The organism is Variovorax durovernensis, assembly GCF_977011995.1.
The window spans coordinates 1,859,114-1,873,637 of sequence record NZ_CDRNCW010000001.1 but is presented as its reverse complement, the minus strand read 5'-3'; the positions used below and the strand labels follow the sequence as shown (position 1 = coordinate 1,873,637).

The window sequence follows — 14,524 nt, the reverse complement described above, 5'->3', positions numbered from 1 at the left end:
CAAGGTGTCAGGCCCTGGGCTGAAAACTCTCGAGCGTGCGCTGCCACAGCGCAAGCGCATCGGCATCGAAGGGCACGGGGCTGCTGGCCGTGAGAATGAGCACGGCCTTGCCCACAGGGTCCTGCGGCAGCAGGAACACGGCCTGGCGCTGGTACAACGCCTGCCCGTTCTGCCTGAACTGCGTGGCAAGCTCGATGGCTCGCAGGCTTGCGATGGCCGGGCCCACGGCAATGTCGGTGCGCGACACCTCCTTCAGCTGGCTCACCTGGCGCGTCAGGTCGTTCATCTGCCGCGCGACGAACTGCGCCAGGTTCTCCTCCTCGCGCAGCGCGTCGCGGCTCACGATGAGCGTGGTGCCCGAGCCGTCGGGCATGGCCAGCACGTTCATCGAGCGGTCGATGCGCCCGTCGTCGGGCACGTCGAAACGGCCTTCCTGGATGTGGTACTTCATCAGGCTGCTTTCTTGCGGGGTGTTCTATGCGGGGTCGAAGGCCGCGAACGCCAGGCAGTCGGGGTTGCGCTCGGTGAAGCCGAACGACAAACGACCCCAGCCGAGCGTGACCGTGTAGCTCGTCGATTCATCGAGCGAACGCCCGCGCGGCACGTCGGTAAGTTCCAGCGCGGCGTAGTGCTGGCGCACTTCGGCCATCGGAACGCAGCGCCCCTTCAGCTCCAGCACCAGAAAGCCCTGGCTCGCGTCTTCTCGCTTGATGCGCAGGTCGATGCGCGCAAGCTCGGTGCCATCCGCAAGGCGCACCGGCGTACCTTCGAAGAACTGGAACACGCCGCCGCCCGCGGCATGCGTGTCGCTCAGGGTGGTCGACAGCGTGCGTCCGACCTTCTGCGTGGAGAACGGCAGCTGCGCCGCCAGCGCATCGATGACCTGCCAGAGCGTCATGGCCGTGGCTTGTTGATTCATGGGTTCAGTGCTTGCCGGCATATTTCTTGTCGTAGGAGTTGCCGTAGTACTGCGTGTACTGCTCGCCGGTGGTCGATGTGGTGAGCGTGCCGTAGTACTTGCCGGCCGCGGCCCTGGCGGCCTCCCTGGTGCCACCCTTCACCATGCCGTTGTAGGCATTGTTGAAGGCTTCCACATTCGCGGGATTCGCGCCCTGGAGGATGTCGACCTTGGCCGCGCGCCACACTTCACGCTGCACCTGGATCTGGTTGAGCGCGGCCTCGCCCTCGGAGCTGAGCATGCTCTTGACGAACGCGGTCTTGGAGGACATGTTGGGCTTGAAACGGTATGAATAGACCGCGTGCCCGACCTCGTGCGACAGCGAGGCGGCAGTCTTGTACGGGTCGCCCGCGGAGTCGCCGTCGATCACGATCTTCCTGACACCCGGGCTGGTGTTGGCATACGAGCCCCCACCCGCAGCGCCGTAGCTGATGCTCCATTTCTCGCCCTGCAGGAACTTGATCTGCCTCTGCAACGTGGGCGACCTCGCCGCGATGGCGTCGACGCCTTTGCCGAGGCCGGTGGTGACATAGCCCCGCGGCGCGGCCGCGGGCACGGCATGCTCGGAGGCCGCTGCCGACGTGTCAGCGGCCGCGGGCGCCACGGGCACGCCGTCTTCCACCACGGCTTCGTCGCTCTGGCTGCCGATGGGCGCATCGCAGTTCAAGAAGATCTTGCTGCCGCGCTGGTCGAGCTCGCCCGTGAAGTTGACGAGGCCCTTCACGCCGTTGATGTTCACCGTGCCGTCGGCCAGCAGCACGATGGACGACTTGCCGCAGATCAGCGAGATGCTGGTCTTGCCGGTGACGAACACGTCCTGGTCGGCCGCCTGGATCACGACCGACTTGCGGCCGGTGATGTTGGCATTGCTGTCGGTGGAAGTGATGGAGGCGTCGGTCTTCGACACCAGGTTGACGGCGCCCGCACTGGCGTGCGAGACGATGTCGCCGCCCGACACCACGTTGACCTGCCCGCCCTCGCTCACCTGCGTGAGCATGCCGCCGGTGACGAGCTGCGTGAGCTGCGCGCCGGTGGTCAGCGTCATGGCCGAGGTAGCGCGCATCGACACGCTCTGCCCCGAGCTCAGCACGATGGGCTTGGGGCTGATCATGGTCTGCCCCTCGGGGCTGACGATGGACACCACGGGCTTGTCGATCTTGCGCGAGAGGTCGAGCATCTGCTGCGCGTCGGCCATGGCCGGGTCGGGGTTGTCGGAAACGCCCGCTTCCGGCGTGCCGCCGGTGGCCAGCGCCGCCACCGCCTGCGAAACGCCGCCCGCGGCTTGCACGCCCTGCACCAGCCCCATCAGCGTCTGGTTCTTGCCCTGCGCCATCGCGCCCACCAGTGCCTTGGTGGCCGCTATGGCCTGGCCCGACGCCTGCATCAACGCGTTGCTCTGCGCCAGCGTGGCGCCCATGTGCTCGTGGCCGTCTGGGTTGTCGCGCGAGACGCGCTGCGCATAGTCCTGCGTGTAGGTCGTCAGCAGCAGGCCCTTGTCCGCGCGGATGGAACCCCATTCGTTGGTGCGCAGCTCGAAGCCGTAGCTGCGCTGCACGCCTGAGCCCTGGTTCATCAGGTAGCCCATGTGCAGGTGGGTGTTGCCGTGGTCGGTCGACAGCTCGATGTGCTCGGTGCCGCGGCTGTCCTCGAAGCGCAACATGTGCTTGCCGCCGCCGCCCTTGCTCCAGTGGGTCTGGAAGCCGGTCTGGGTCTTGTGGCGCGGCAGCTCCCACGGCGGCATCTGTGCGGCGTTGTAGACGCAGCCGGTGACGATGGGGTAGTCGGGGTCGCCGTTGAGAAAGTCGACGATCACCTCCTGCCCGATGCGCGGTATGTACATGGCGCCGTAGTTGCTGCCAGCCCAGGTCTGCGACACACGGATCCAGCACGACGAGTTCTCGTCGCGCCGGCCATAGCGGTCCCAGTGGAACTGCACCTTGATGCGGCCGTACTCGTCGGTGTGGATCTCTTCGCCCGCGGGGCCGACCACCACCGCGGTCTGCGGCCCGGTGGTGCGCGGCCTGGGCGTGACGCGCTCGGGGCGGTAGGGAGCGCTGTCGGGCAGCACATCGAAGGTCTGGCGGTAGCTGGTGCTGCTGGTCGATTCGCTGTAGGCCGCGTCCGCCGCACCGACCACGCGCAGCGCGTTCTCCTGGAAGTCGTAGCTCACGGCCTCTATCAGATAGCGGCGGTTGTCTTCGGCGTTCGGGTGGCGCGCCAGCTCGAACAGGTAGCCCGGTGCCATATGGCGCAGGTTGCCCTCAGCGCTCACCAGTTCGCGCCGGCCGGCGAGCTGCTCCAGCCGCAGGCGCGCGTAGTTCTCGCCGTCGCCAAGCTCGGTGTAGCCGCCGGGCCAGTCGTAGATCTCGAAGTTGTCGCGACTGTGGCCGGCCGGCTGCTGGCGCACGGTGTCGATCTCGGCGTTGGGCTTCTTGAAGTCGTAGTCGTCGGCAGCGAAGTTGCCCGAAGCAATGTCTTCCGCATGGCTCCAGCTGTCGATGAAGTCCTGCTCGAGGATCTGCGCCGCCAGCACGCCGGCGTGATACGGCACCTTCACCGGGCCGTTGGGCAGCGGTGTGTGCGAATCAGGGCCGTCGCACAGCACCAGCTGATGACTGCCCTGCACGTGCGAGAAGAAGTAGTAGATGCCCTCCTGCTCCATCAGCCGGCTGACGAAGTTGAAGTCGCTCTCCGAGTACTGCACGCAGTAGTCCCAGGTACGGTAGTTGCCGCTCAGGCGCGCGTCGATGGCGAAGCCGTAGGGCGCGAGCACCTCCTGCAATATCTGCGGCGCCGTCTTGAACTGGAAGATCTTGAAGTCGGAGCGCCGCGTGGCGTACCACAGCCACGGGCGCAGCGTGGCCTCGTACACGCACATGTCGCCATCGTCCTTGCCCACATAGGCAAAGCACGTGACCTGCCCGCTCAGGAAGCGCTTGCCGGCGCCGCCGAGCTCGGTGGCAAGGTTCACCTCGATGCTCATGTCCTCGCCAAGCATGCGCTTGGGCTGGATGTTGGGCATGTCGCTGATGAGCCGCACGCGATGCTCGAACAATGCGGAAATGCGCTCCTGTCCCGCCATCGAGCGGAACTTCAGGCGCTCGCCCAACGCGCTGTGGGCGATGAAGCTGCGGGTCATTCGTGGAAAGCTCCCTGGTCAACGCACCCGGAAATGGGAACTCATGCTTCCTTGTTTTCCTTGATGTTCCAGCCCAGCACCGTCTCGGCGCCCTTGCCGCCCTTGTCGGTCTGCTCCCAGTACTGCTGCTTCACCTTCGCGGCCTGGAAGGCGTACTGCACGAACACCGCGTCGGAGCCCTGCTCGGCGGTGTACTGCACCGAGGTGACCAGCACCTCTTCGAGCGTGATGCGCGTGTATTCGATCTGCGAGCCACCGGCCTTGCACACCGACACCTCGACCTTGCTCAGGTGCTTGCCACTCGCGCAGTTCTTCAGCACCGACGGTGCTGCCTTGTCGATGCGCGCGAGCACCTGCAGGTCGTTGAAGCTGGCCTTGCCAACCCCGCCGCCGCCGCCGCTGACCATGTTTCCTGGCTGCGTTGCGCCCCACGCAAACGACTTGATGTCGCTCCACTCCTTGTGGTTCGAATCTTTCGATTCGCCGTTCGCGCCCTCGACGCGCATGAACATGTCTACTGCCATGAGATCAACTCCCTCAGAAATTGCGTGCCCATGCAGGGCACCGTGGAACCAGCCGCCCTGCCCTTGCAGCAGGACGGCAGCGAATCACAACCCGATGGCGCCGGCGCTGGTGACACAGCGGGATCGGCTCATCTGTCAGGCACAACGCTTTCGCATTACATCGCGCCTTCGAATCCATTCGTGCCCACTGCCCATGCGATCAAATCGAAACAGTGTCGCAAAGATGCAATGAGCCAAATGGTTTTCGAGGTGCAGTCGTCCGCACCGCATCGCATTTGCAAGGCTCACACCTTAAGCGAGGCCCCCGCGCCCGGCCAGTGCCAAACGGCATGCGCAGAAAGAACTACAGGCACTGCGCGGGGTGGTCGTCCACCAGGCAAGAGACGAAAAAAATGCTCTCTCATCGACCCGAAAGCCAATCGCTCACCAGTGCAGGCACTACATCCGTAGCCTTGCCCTGCAGGAAAGTGAAGCCATGCGGCACGGCCTCCATGTCCAGCGCGACCAGCACCTTCTGCGCCGAGCGGTCCGCATAGCGCACCAGCGATGCGGCAGGGTTCACGGTGAGAGACGTGCCCACTACCAGCACGCGCGCCGCGCTTTCCACATGTGCCTCTGCTGCCTCGAAGTTCTCGACGGATTCGCCAAACCACACGATGTCGGGCCGCAGTTGCGTACCGTCTTCGCAGCGCTGCCCCAACGCGATCGGATCGCCGTCGACACGGTAGCGCTTCGGCTGTGCACCGGAAGAGCCGCGCACATACGCAAGCTGGCCGTGCAGGTGCACCACGTTGCGCGAACCCGCGCGCTCGTGGAGCGCATCGACGTTCTGCGTGACGATGACCACTTCATACGCCTGCTCGAGCGATGCGATGGCGATGTGCGCTGCGTTAGGTTGTGCCTGCCATGCCTTTTGCCGGCGCTCGTTGTAGAAGGCGAGCACCGCCTCGGGGTGCTTCTGCCAGCCTTCGGGGCTGGCCAGTTCCTGCCAGGCATAGGTGTTCCACAAGCCCTTGGCGTCCCGGAATGTCGGCAGGCCGCTTTCTGCGCTCACGCCGGAGCCGGAGAGGACAACGATTTTTTCGGGCCGGATATCGGATCTCATTTTTCTCTTTCGCTGGTTTGGATCAGAAAGACGCAAGTGCAGCACGCAAACCGGCCGAGGACAACTTTTTCAGTGCAATTCGAAGCTGTCCGCTTCGCTATATTCGCGCCGTTCCAGCGACCGCCATTCATCCATTCCTGCGATGCAATGCGCGGTGGAACCCTATCAATTGCGAGGAGGACCGGATCCATGAAACGCCTCTATCTTCAACGCACGCTGCCACCCATTGCCGCCGCCTTGTTGAGCCTGGCGGCCGGCACGACGCCGGCGGCAGAACCCATCAAGAAGCCAAGTGCCGCCGAATACAAGAAGCTGGCGCCGGCGGCCAAGGACATCGGCGGGCAGCAGCGACAGGAAGGACATCGCCGCGCTGCTCAAGTAGGCAGTCTATTCATTCATCGACTGGATTGAGAACGTTGCGGGAATGGAGGCGCGATCCGGAGTCGAACCGGACTGTGCGGATTTGCAATCCGCTGCATTGCCGCTTTGCTATCGCGCCGAACAAGACAGCTGTTGCAGAAAAACTGGCAGACCCTCAAGGATTCGAACCTTGGATGCCGGGATCAAAACCCGGTGCCTTGGACCACTAGGCGAAGGGCCGGTAAGGGATGGCGCGCGCGGAAGGATTCGAACCTTCAACCGTTGGGTTTGGAGTCCAGTGCTCTGCCAGTTGAGCTACACACGCGTGGAAAAGTGAAGAAAAAAGAGATGGTCTGGGTGGCAGGATTTGAACCTGCAGCCTCCTGCTTCCAAGGCAGGCCGTCTACCAGATTGACAGTACACCCAGAAAAATCAGAGAAAGAAAATTGGTGCCCCAGGGGAGACTCGAACTCCCAGAATTCCGCTTCTAAGGCGGACACGTCTACCAATTGCGTCACCAGGGCTGAATGAAAAATGATGTGAGGCGACGATCCGTTCCAGTGGCCGGTCTCGCTTCGGTGCTTGCGAATTTTTTAATGAGCATTCACGGCGGCCGAAGCCCGGTGTCATGCAGCACGATCGCTGCTTGAGAAATGAGTGAAAAGAAAAACAATGAGGCCCGGAACCTTGCGGTGTCCGGGCCTCTTTTCGAGAGAGCTTGGGAGGTCTGCGCCTACGCGCTTCCTCCACCCGGTTGCATCTGATCCTCGCAATCGCACGGCCACAGATTGGCCTGCGGGTTCTGCATCGGATACAGGGACTGCTCGAGTTGCTGCTGCGACGGCAGCAGGCCAAAGCCGAGGCCAGCACGCGACGCGACACGCACGAACACGTTCCCTGATGCGGGGCAAGTGCTGTAGATGCGGATCTGTGCGGCTTTCACGATGGGTGTCCTGTTGGTGTCGAGTGGGTTTGGACTGTAAATAGTCTTTACACAATCGTCAACAACCTTGAGCAAAAAAATTTTCAAGTACCGTTGCGGCAACGCATTCCTTCCCCTTCATCTACAGGAGCCCACATGGCGTCTTCGTCTCTCGCTGCACATCCGCACTACGACCGCCTGATCTCCGCCGCACGCGGCCTGCCGCCGTTGCGCGTCGCGGTGGTTCATCCGGCCAATGCCGTGTCGCTCGAAGCAGCCTTCTCGTCAGCCGCCCTGGGCCTCATCGCGCCCACGCTGGTTGGTCCGCGCGCAAAGATAGAAGCGGCGGCGCAAGAGGTCGGCATCGATCTCTCGAACACCACGATCGTCGATGCGCCGCACAGCCATGCCGCGGCCGATGCAGCGGTCGCGATGGCCTTGCGCGGCGAGGTCGATGCATTGATGAAGGGCAGCCTGCACACCGACGAACTGATGGGCGCGGTGGTGCGCCGCGAAGGCGGCCTGCGCACCTCGCGCCGCATCAGCCATTGCTTCGTGATGGACGTGCCGGGCCATGTGCAGCCGCTGATCATTTCGGACGCGGCCATCAACATCGCGCCCACGCTCGAAGAGAAAGTCGACATCGTGCAGAACGCGATCGATCTTGCGCACGCACTGCATATGCCCGCGGTGCGCGTGGCGATACTGTCCGCCACGGAGACGGTCAACGCGAAGGTGCCGTCGACGCTCGATGCGGCCGTGCTGTGCAAGATGGCCGACCGAGGCCAGATCAGCGGCGCGGTGCTCGACGGCCCGCTGGCCATGGACAACGCCATCGATGCCGAGGCCGCGCGCATCAAGGGCATCAACTCGCCGGTGGCGGGCCGCGCCAATGTGCTGATCGTGCCCGACCTCGATGCCGGCAACATGCTCGCGAAGAGCCTGACTTTTCTCGGCGGTGCCTATGCGGCCGGCATCGTGCTGGGCACCAAGGTGCCGGTGATCCTCACGAGCCGGGCCGATTCCGAATCTGCCCGGCTCGCCTCCTGCGCGGTCGCCTCCATGCTTGCCAAGGCAGGCCGCGACAAGCTCATCAAGGCGGTCGGCTGAACGACGACAGTCAGCGCGCGCCGGCCACGATCGCAATGCCGCGGATCTGGCCCGCGCCCGATGCGGACGCCGGCTTCGCATAGCGCGCCGGCGCAAAGCGATGCAGCAACTCCGCCTCACGCACTTGTGCGGCTTCGAGGTTCGCGAGCTTGACGTGCCCGAAGCCGCGAATCGACATCGGCAGCGCGGCAATGCGCGCGGCCAGCGCCTGGTTGTCGGCTGACAGCTCCGATGACATCGCATCGAACAGCCCGTCGAAATGCGCGATCAACTCACGCTCGGCACGCCGCTCGCCTGTACGGCCGAAGGGGTCGAACGCGGTGCCGCGCAGCCGCTTGCCGTGCGCGAGCCATCGCATCGCGGGCAGCATCCAGCTGCCGATGCGGATCTTGGCGGGCGCTCGCCCGTGCGCGCCGCGTGCCACCACCGGCGGCGCCATGTGGAATTCGAGCTTCAGCTCGCCTTCGAACTGCTCCGAGAGCTTCTTGAGAAACGCACCGTCGGTGTAGAGCCGCGCCACCTCGTACTCGTCCTTGTAGCTCATGAGCTTCAGCAGGCTGCGCGCGGCATTTCGCGTGAAGGGCAGGCTTGCATCACCACCCTGCAATGCGGCCTCGCGTGCCTGCAGGCTGCGGATGCGCGTTTCGAAGCGATCCGCCCATGCGGCGTTCTGGTAGCCGGTTAAATGGCGGCGCGCATCGGCGATCAGCATGTCGAGCGGGTGCTCATCGGCCTGCGATGACTGCGCATCTGCAGGCGCGGCGCGCAGTTGGTCGAGCGCCGCAGGGTCTCCGGCCGCCAGCCGCCCCAGCGAAAACGCCGATTGATTCGCGGCCACTGCCACGCCGTTGAGCTCGATCGCATGCATCAGCGCCTCCAGGCTCAGCGGCACCAGCCCGCGCTGCCATGCGTAGCCGGTCGCCACGATGTTCGCCGCCAGCGTGTCGCCGAGGAACTCTTCCGCCAGGCTCTGCGCATCGAAGGTCTCGACCTGCTCTTCGCCCGCCACGAAGCGCATCTTCTCCAGCAGCAGGTCCACGTGCAGATCCGCATCCGGGTTGCGCAGCGACTCGGCCACCGGAATCTCGTGGATGTTCGCGAGCACCCGCGTGCGACCGTGCCGCACGGTCTGCAGCGCATCGGCCGATGCGCCCACCACCACGTCGCAGGCCAGGATGGCATCGGCCTGTTGCGTGTCGATGCGCACCTGGTGCAGCCGCTCGCGCGAATCGGCCAGCCGCACGAAGCTCAGCACCGAGCCGCCCTTCTGCGCGAAGCCCATGAAGTCGAGCACGCTGGCGGCCTTGCCTTCCAGGTGCGCGGCCATAGCAATGACCGCGCCGACCGTCACCACGCCGGTGCCGCCCACGCCAGTCACAAGCAGGTCGTAGGGCGCACTCCATGCGTGCGCGGCCGGATGCGGCAAGGCACCCACGCGATGCAGGAACGCATCGCGTCCCGCCGCCAGTGCACCGCTCTTGCGGCGCAGCTTGCCGCCCGTAACGCCAACAAAGCTGGGGCAGAAGCCCTTGGCGCAGGAGTAGTCCTTGTTGCAGCTGGTCTGGTCGATCTTGCGCTTGCGGCCCATCGGGGTTTCTTGCGGCAGCACCGCCACGCAGTTGCTCTGCACGGTGCAGTCGCCGCAGCCTTCGCACACCGCCTCGTTGATGAACAGGCGCTCGGGCGGATCGGCGAGCTCGCCCTTCTTGCGGCGGCGGCGTTTCTCGGCGGCGCAGGTCTGTTCGTAGATGAGCACCGTCACGCCCTGCATCTCGCGCAGGCGGCGCTGCACGTCGTCGAGCGCGGCGCGGTCGTGGAACTCGGTGCCTTGCGGAAAGCGCCCTTTGATGTCGTCGTACTTGCCGATCGCATCGCTCACCACCACCACCTTGCTCACGCCTTCCGATTCCACCTGCCGCGCGATGGCATCCACGCTGATGACGCCATCCACGGGCTGGCCACCCGTCATCGCGACCGCATCGTTGAACAGGATCTTGTAGGTGAGCGTGGCCTTGGCCGCCACGGCCTGCCGGATGGCGAGGTAGCCCGAGTGGTAGTAGGTGCCGTCGCCCAGGTTCTGGAACACGTGCGGCGTCCTGGTGAACATGGCGTGCGAGATCCAGTCGACGCCCTCCCCGCCCATCTGGATCAGCCCCGCCGTGCTGCGGTCCATCCAGTTGGCCATGAAATGGCAGCCGATGCCCGCGCGCGCGGTGGAGCCTTCGGGCACCTTGGTGCTGGTGTTGTGCGGGCAGCCGGCGCAGAAATACGGCACGCGCTTCACTGCATCGCTCGCGTTGCCCAGCAGTTCGGGCGGCGTGAAGTCGCGCACATGCTGCAGGTGGTCGCCCAGGTCGTGGTTGTCGGGAAAGTGCACCGCCAGCCAGTGCGCGACCAGCTCGATGAGCCTCGACGGCCGCAGCTCGCCGAGCGCCGACACCAGCGGCTGGCCGTCGCGGTCGTGCTTGCCCACGAGCACGGGGCGCGCATCGGGCGGTGCGTTGTAGAAGATGTCGCGCAACTGCGTCTCGACGACGGCGCCCTTCTCCTCGACGATGAGAATTTCCTCGAGCCCCTTCGCAAAGGCCTTGATGCGCGTCTGCTCGATGGGAAAGCTCAGGCCGATCTTGTAGAGCCGCACGCCGGCGCGGGCCAGTTGCTCCGGCGAGAGTTCGAGCCGGCGCAGCACTTCCATCAGGTCATGGTGCGCCTTGCCGCAGGTGACGATGCCCACCTTGGCGTGCTCGCTCACGATCACGTCGCGGTCGATGCTGTTGCGCCTGGTGAAGGCGGCCACGGCCGCGAGCTTGTCTTCGAGCCGCGATTCGATGCGCAGCGACGGCAGGTCGGGCCAGCGGTAGTGCAGGCCGTCCGCCGGCGCGCTGTGGCCGGTGGCGGCACGCACGGTGTCGGCGTCTTCCCAGGCCTCGACGCGCGCGTTGACCACGTCCAGGTCCACCGTGCCCGCGCTCTCGACCACTTCCGACAGCGCCGCCATGCCGACCCACGCGCCCGAATAGCGCGACAGCTCATAGCCGTACAGGCCGAACTCCAGATACTCGGCCACGCAGGAGGGCTGCATGACCGGCATGCGCCAGGCCATGAAGGCATGGTCGCTCTGGTGCGGCATCGACGACGACACGCAGCCGTGGTCATCGCCCGCCACCACCAGCACGCCGCCGTGCGGCGACGAGCCATACGCATTGCCGTGCTTGAGCGCATCGCCCGCGCGGTCCACGCCAGGGCCCTTGCCGTACCACATGGCGAACACGCCATCGACGGTGCGCTCGGGGTCTGACTCGACACGCTGCGTGCCCAGCACCTGCGTGGCCGCAAGCTCTTCGTTCACGGCAGGCACGAAGCGGATGCCGGTCTGCTTGAAGCGCTCGCCCGCCTTCCAGATGGCCTGGTCGACCATGCCCAGCGGCGAGCCGCGGTAGCCGCTGACGAAGCCCTGGGTATGCAGGCCGCGCGCCGCGTCGCGCCAGCCCTGCATCACCAGCACGCGGATCAGCGCCTGGGTGCCGGTGATGAAGACCGAGCCCGAGGGGGCCCAGAGGTTGTCGGAAAGCTGGTAGCCGGGCCGCCTGAGCGCGGTCGCGTTGTGTGGGGCGTTCATGCCCGGAATTGTTCTGCCGCGCTCCGGGGAAGTGCTTCTTCAATGCACTAGCGAAGACCCTTGTTTGGAGAAGAAACCACTTCAAAAAAGCACAAAAATCTTTTCTTGTTCTTCGATTGTCCAAATCCCGAGAAAGTCCGACGCTTCAAGCTCAGTCCTGCTTGCGCATCGCAAAGAAGCCGCCCGCCACCAGGATGAACGCCCCGATGATCACCTTCTGCCAGGTGCTGGGCACGCCGGCCATGATGAGCACGTTGTTGATCAGCGTGACCAGCACCACGCCCAGCAGCGTGCCGCCCACCGTGCCGCTGCCGCCGGTGATGCGCGCGCCGCCCAGGATCACGGCGGCGATCACGTCCAGCTCGTTGCCCACCAGGTCGAACGGGTTCGCCAGCCGCGTGCTCGACACGTGCACGATGCCCGCCAGCCCCGACAGGAAGCCCGCGTACGCGAACACGAAGACATGCACTGTGCGCAGGTTGTAGCCAAGCCGCTCCGCGATCGGGAGGCTGCCGCCGATGGCGTACACCGCGCGCCCGATCAGCGTGCGGTTCAGCAGCCACCATGTCAGCACCGCCGCGAAGGCGAGCACCAGCACGGTCGCGGGCAGCACCGCGTGCAGGCCCTGCGGCGTGTCGAAGCGCCAGAGCGCCAGCTTGCCGAAGGCGTCCATGGGCGCCGGCACGTTCATGAAGAACACGGTGCCCACGAAGGTCAGCAGAATGCCCCGGTACAGGTACTGCGTGCCGATGGTCACGATCAGCGAAGGCGCCTTGAGCCAGTGCACCAGCAGCCCGTTGAGCACCCCCAGCAGCGCGCCGCTCGCGGCACCGGCGATCAGCAGCAGCGCGATGGGCGCTTCCGGAAAGTAGTTCAGCACCAGCTTGGTGATGCTGTACATGGTGAGCGCGGCAATGGCCGCGAACGACACGTCGATGCCGCCGGCCGCCAGCACGATCAGCACGCCCAGCGCGAACAGACCCAGCACCGTGCAGGCGCGCACGATGTCGAACAGCACGGGCAGCTGGAAGAAGCTCGGGTTGATGGCGCCGACCGCCAGGCTCGCCAGCACGATCAACGCCAGCGTGAAGACCGAGGGGCGCTGCGCGAGCCAGCCGCGCAGAGAGACCCGCGCCTCTGGCGGGGGCGGGGCCGATTCCGGCGTGGCCGGCGCGGAATGCGCTTGCATGGTGGAAGCCGTCATGAGAATGCGGGGGAAGGTGTGTCTGAAACCAGCGCGTGATAGAGATCGCTCTCGGCGAGCCCCGGCGCGTCGAAGTCGTTGGCGATGCGGCCCTTGCGCATCAGCAGGATGCGGTCGCAGTTCTGCAGCAGCTCCTGCAGGTCGTCGCTCACCAGGATCACGCCCAGCCCCTGCTCGGCCAGCCGCTGCACGATGCGGTAGATGGTGTCCTTGGAGCCCACGTCCACGCCAACGGTGGGGCCGTGCAGGATCAGCACGCGCGGCCCGATGGCCAGCCAGCGCCCGATGAGCACGCGCTGCTGGTTGCCGCCCGACAGCGACTGCACCGGCCGGTCCACGTCGGGCGTGGCGATCTGCAGATCGGCCACGGTGCGCTCAGCCAGCGCCTGGCACTGCCGCGCGTCGAGCGCGCCGAAGCGCCCCCGCAGGCGGTCGAGCACTGCGGTGACGATGTTGTCGCGAATCGGCTTGTCGAGGAACAGGCCCTCGCTCAGGCGGTCTTCGGGCACGTAGCCGATGCCCTGGCGGATGCCGTCGGTGGGCGTCTTCAGCGCGATCTCCCGTTCGTCGAGCAGAACGCGCCCGCGGTCGGCGGCCTGAACGCCTGCCAGCGCCAGCGCCAGCTCGTTGCGGCCGGAGTCGAGCAGCCCGGTCACGCCGAGGATCTCTCCCTTGCGCAGCGTGAAGCTCACGTCGCTGAACTGCTTGCCGCGGCCCAGCGATTCCACCTTCAGCAGCTCTTCGCCGCCGTGCGAGCCGTGGCGGTAGCGCTCGCCGTCGAGGTGCTTGCCGGTCATCCAGTGTGCGAGTTCGGCCTTGGTGAAGTCACGGATCGGGCCCTGCGCCACCTTCGTGCCGTCGCGGAAAACGATGGCCTGGCCGCCCATGGCGATGCACTCGTCGAGCTTGTGGCTCACGAACAGCACGGCCACGCCCTGCTCCCGCAGCGCCTCCACCACGTGGACGAGGTTGTCCACTTCTTTCTGCGTGAGCGAGGTGGTGGGTTCGTCCATGATGACCATGCGCGCGCGCGTGGCCACTGCACGCGCGATGGCCACGAGTTGCCGCGTGGCAATGGGCATTTCGTCCACGCGCCGCGCAAGGAACGCCGCATCGGTCGGCAGCTTCACCGCCTGCAGCGCACGTGCGGCCGTGGCCGCCAGCGCCTTGCGGTCGAAGCGCCGCGCCAGCCTGCCGCCGGTGGCGACAAGCTGCTCGCTGAGCGCGACGTTCTCGGCCACGGTCATGTTCGGCAGCAGCGACAGGTCCTGGTAGACCGTCTCGATGCCCAGCGCGAGCGCCTGCAGCGGCGACAGCGATTCGTACGGCCTGCCATCGATCACGATGCGGCCCTGGCTCGGGGGCTGCGCGCCCGAGATGATCTTGATCAGCGTGCTCTTGCCGCAGCCGTTTTCGCCGAGCAGGTGGTAGATCTCGCCGGCCTCGATCGTCAGGTCGATGCCGCGCAGCGCGTGCACGCCCGCGAAGCGCTTGTGCACGTCCTGCACCTCGAGAAAGACGCGGCGCCCCGCCGGCGCGGCCGGGGCGTGGGTAGAGGGCGCTGCAAGGGTCATGGCTCGCAG

General features: G+C 65.8%; 11 protein-coding genes and 5 tRNA genes. 2 read left to right on the top strand and 14 right to left on the bottom strand.

The window, feature by feature from the left end:
- Positions 1-7 precede the first annotated feature (7 nt).
- The 5 genes from ACWV14_RS08855 to ACWV14_RS08835 form a co-directional block, all read right to left on the bottom strand.
- Positions 8-451: a DcrB-related protein gene (locus tag ACWV14_RS08855; protein ID WP_454907294.1), complete on the bottom strand. Its 444-nt coding sequence runs from the start codon at positions 449-451 to the stop codon at positions 8-10.
- Positions 452-475: 24 nt separating this feature from the next.
- Complete coding sequence (locus tag ACWV14_RS08850; protein WP_454907295.1) at positions 476-919, bottom strand: hypothetical protein; 444 nt, start codon at positions 917-919, stop codon at positions 476-478.
- Between the two features lie 4 nt (positions 920-923).
- Positions 924-4,097, bottom strand: a complete 3,174-nt coding sequence (locus tag ACWV14_RS08845) for a type VI secretion system Vgr family protein (RefSeq protein ID WP_454907296.1) — start codon at positions 4,095-4,097, stop codon at positions 924-926.
- 41 nt (positions 4,098-4,138) lie between these two features.
- Positions 4,139-4,621, bottom strand: coding sequence for an Hcp family type VI secretion system effector (locus ACWV14_RS08840; RefSeq protein ID WP_081271256.1), 483 nt, complete (start codon positions 4,619-4,621; stop codon positions 4,139-4,141).
- Between the two features lie 400 nt (positions 4,622-5,021).
- Positions 5,022-5,726 (bottom strand): SIR2 family NAD-dependent protein deacylase, encoded by a 705-nt coding sequence (locus ACWV14_RS08835; protein WP_454907297.1) that lies wholly within the window; start codon positions 5,724-5,726, stop codon positions 5,022-5,024.
- Positions 5,727-5,915: 189 nt separating this feature from the next.
- On the opposite strand from ACWV14_RS08835, the gene ACWV14_RS08830 reads away from it, so the two are divergent.
- Complete coding sequence (locus ACWV14_RS08830) at positions 5,916-6,137, top strand: hypothetical protein (protein WP_454907298.1); 222 nt, start codon at positions 5,916-5,918, stop codon at positions 6,135-6,137.
- Between the two features lie 14 nt (positions 6,138-6,151).
- Here the strand turns inward: ACWV14_RS08830 and ACWV14_RS08825 are convergent.
- The 6 genes from ACWV14_RS08825 to ACWV14_RS08800 form a co-directional block, all read right to left on the bottom strand.
- Positions 6,152-6,225 (bottom strand) — tRNA-Cys (locus tag ACWV14_RS08825).
- Between the two features lie 26 nt (positions 6,226-6,251).
- Positions 6,252-6,327, bottom strand: a tRNA-Gln gene (locus ACWV14_RS08820).
- A gap of 8 nt (positions 6,328-6,335) precedes the next feature.
- Positions 6,336-6,411, bottom strand: a tRNA-Trp gene (locus tag ACWV14_RS08815).
- Positions 6,412-6,435: 24 nt separating this feature from the next.
- Positions 6,436-6,513: transfer RNA gene (locus tag ACWV14_RS08810), tRNA-Pro, on the bottom strand.
- 20 nt (positions 6,514-6,533) lie between these two features.
- Positions 6,534-6,610 (bottom strand) — tRNA-Leu (locus tag ACWV14_RS08805).
- Between the two features lie 209 nt (positions 6,611-6,819).
- Complete coding sequence (locus tag ACWV14_RS08800; RefSeq protein ID WP_422085580.1) at positions 6,820-7,029, bottom strand: hypothetical protein; 210 nt, start codon at positions 7,027-7,029, stop codon at positions 6,820-6,822.
- A 135-nt stretch (positions 7,030-7,164) separates the two neighbouring features.
- On the opposite strand from ACWV14_RS08800, the gene ACWV14_RS08795 reads away from it, so the two are divergent.
- On the top strand, positions 7,165-8,118 hold the full coding sequence (locus ACWV14_RS08795; RefSeq protein WP_454907299.1) for a phosphate acetyltransferase: 954 nt from the start codon (positions 7,165-7,167) through the stop codon (positions 8,116-8,118).
- Positions 8,119-8,128: 10 nt separating this feature from the next.
- On the opposite strand, the gene ACWV14_RS08790 is transcribed toward ACWV14_RS08795, so the two are convergent.
- The 3 genes from ACWV14_RS08790 to ACWV14_RS08780 form a co-directional block, all read right to left on the bottom strand.
- On the bottom strand, positions 8,129-11,737 hold the full coding sequence (locus ACWV14_RS08790) for an indolepyruvate ferredoxin oxidoreductase family protein (RefSeq protein ID WP_454907300.1): 3,609 nt from the start codon (positions 11,735-11,737) through the stop codon (positions 8,129-8,131).
- Positions 11,738-11,888: 151 nt separating this feature from the next.
- The gene (locus tag ACWV14_RS08785) at positions 11,889-12,941 is read right to left on the bottom strand and encodes an ABC transporter permease (RefSeq protein ID WP_454907301.1); all 1,053 of its coding nucleotides are present in this window, start codon (positions 12,939-12,941) and stop codon (positions 11,889-11,891) included.
- Positions 12,938-14,515, bottom strand: a complete 1,578-nt coding sequence (locus ACWV14_RS08780; protein ID WP_454907302.1) for a sugar ABC transporter ATP-binding protein — start codon at positions 14,513-14,515, stop codon at positions 12,938-12,940. The genes ACWV14_RS08785 and ACWV14_RS08780 overlap by 4 nt, the downstream gene beginning before the upstream one ends.
- Positions 14,516-14,524: the final 9 nt, after the last annotated feature.

Bases quoted from the DNA above. Each gene is read 5' to 3' on its own strand.
- ACWV14_RS08855 (WP_454907294.1), bottom strand. From the start codon at position 451: ATGAAGTACCACATCCAGGAAGGCCGTTTCGACGTGCCCGACGACGGG.
- ACWV14_RS08850 (WP_454907295.1), bottom strand. From the start codon at position 919: ATGAATCAACAAGCCACGGCCATGACGCTCTGGCAGGTCATCGATGCG.
- ACWV14_RS08845 (WP_454907296.1), bottom strand. From the start codon at position 4,097: ATGACCCGCAGCTTCATCGCCCACAGCGCGTTGGGCGAGCGCCTGAAG.
- ACWV14_RS08840 (WP_081271256.1), bottom strand. From the start codon at position 4,621: ATGGCAGTAGACATGTTCATGCGCGTCGAGGGCGCGAACGGCGAATCG.
- ACWV14_RS08835 (WP_454907297.1), bottom strand. From the start codon at position 5,726: ATGAGATCCGATATCCGGCCCGAAAAAATCGTTGTCCTCTCCGGCTCC.
- ACWV14_RS08830 (WP_454907298.1), top strand. From the start codon at position 5,916: ATGAAACGCCTCTATCTTCAACGCACGCTGCCACCCATTGCCGCCGCC.
- ACWV14_RS08795 (WP_454907299.1), top strand. From the start codon at position 7,165: ATGGCGTCTTCGTCTCTCGCTGCACATCCGCACTACGACCGCCTGATC.
- ACWV14_RS08790 (WP_454907300.1), bottom strand. From the start codon at position 11,737: ATGAACGCCCCACACAACGCGACCGCGCTCAGGCGGCCCGGCTACCAG.
- ACWV14_RS08785 (WP_454907301.1), bottom strand. From the start codon at position 12,941: ATGACGGCTTCCACCATGCAAGCGCATTCCGCGCCGGCCACGCCGGAA.
- ACWV14_RS08780 (WP_454907302.1), bottom strand. From the start codon at position 14,515: ATGACCCTTGCAGCGCCCTCTACCCACGCCCCGGCCGCGCCGGCGGGG.